We start from the raw sequence: 1,552 nt of genomic DNA, 5'->3' as shown, positions 1-1,552 counted from the left end.
GTGGCAGCAGCCAATCGCTTTGATACCGGGAAACACTTTATACAGCACTCTTGTACAGACAGACATCGGGTTTGTATAATTAATGACCCATGATTCAGGTGCGTAGTCTCTTATTGCCCGGGCAATTTCCGCAAATATCGGGACAGCACGCAAGCCCCTGATGATCCCTCCAGGCCCGACGGTATCACCTACAGACTGATAAATACCGCAGCGCTCAGGCAAGTGGACATCGACTTCCATATCATCCAGTGATCCCGGCAAAATGGAAATAATGACGATATCCGCGGCTGATAACGCCTTTTTCAAAGTAGAAACAGCCTCATATCTCCATCTGCCGTTCCCGCTGTGATTGCCGATCACTTCATTTTTCTGAGCGGCTTCAAAATCAAGATCATAGAGCGCCACCGTGCCTGACATCCGTTCATCAATCGCCAAATCACTCATCAGGCTTCTGGCCCAGCCTTGGGACCCCCCGCCGATATAGGCAATCTTAATCTGATCTAATGTACTGATATGAAACACTCCCTTTCTCAGCCTTTCACCGAACCAATCAGCATTCCCTTTGCAAAGTGTTTTTGTAAAAATGGATAGACCGCCAAAATCGGCAGTGTCGCTATGACAATGACAGCGAGTTTAATTCCCTGCTCCGGCGGAACGGCATTTTGCATCGTATCGCCATTGGTCGCCGTTAAATCCGATAAAATCGTGACTTGGCGAAGCACCATTTGCAGCGGCCATTTTGCACTGTCATTGATATATAAGAGAGCGTGGAAGAAATCATTCCAAATCCCGACCGCATAAAACAGCGCAAAGGTCGCTATGACTGGCTTTGACAGTGGCAGGGCGATCCGCCAGAAGACGCCGATTTCGGAACAGCCGTCAATTTTTGCTGATTCCTCCAGCTCGCGCGGCAACTGCTGAAAGAAGTTTTTGATAATAATCAGGTTGAACGGATTAATCGCCATCGGCAGAATCAATCCCCAATACGTATCCAAAAGGCCAAGTGATTTTACGACAAGGTACATCGGAATCATGCCGCCTGAAAACAGCATGGAGAAAATCACCAGATTCAACAGCAGATTCCGTCCCTTCACATGCCGCTTCGCCAGCGGATACGCCATTGTGAAGGTGAAAAACAGCTGTACAGCCGTCCCGACCACGGTGATGAAGATGGACACACCCATGCTTCGAAGGAACGTCGGTGTCGAAAACACATACTTGTAAGCATCAAGTGTAAAGGTTTTCGGGAAAATAAAGAAGCTCCGCTGGGCGAGTTCCGCTTCTGTCGCAAAGGAACCGGCGATAATATACAAAAACGGCAAAATGGTAATCGCGCCGACACCGCCGAGAAACAGAATGTTGCAGACGTCAAACACCCGTCCGGCTTTGGTGTTGTGCATCGTGTGAATTTCAGCCATACCTCTCCCTCCTCTAAAACAATCCTTCCTGATCAAACTTTTTCGCAATGTAATTGGCGCCAAAAATCAAGATAAGCACGACAACTGACTTAAACAAACCGACCGCCGTGCTGTAGCTATACGCCCCTTGGGTA

General features: G+C 48.4%; 1 protein-coding gene and 2 pseudogenes. All 3 read right to left on the bottom strand.

The window, feature by feature from the left end; translation table 11 throughout:
- Positions 1-522: pseudogene (gene lplD, locus ACWHAR_RS20920) on the bottom strand (alpha-galacturonidase LplD); the annotation flags it as partial.
- 8 nt (positions 523-530) lie between these two features.
- Entirely contained in the window at positions 531-1,418 is an 888-nt protein-coding gene (locus tag ACWHAR_RS20915; protein ID WP_452087703.1) for a carbohydrate ABC transporter permease, read from the bottom strand.
- 13 nt (positions 1,419-1,431) lie between these two features.
- Positions 1,432-1,552: pseudogene (locus ACWHAR_RS20910) on the bottom strand (sugar ABC transporter permease); the annotation flags it as partial.

It is taken from the genome of Bacillus sp. LR--39 (assembly GCF_053613335.1).
This window is presented reverse-complemented; position numbering and strand designations above follow the sequence as displayed.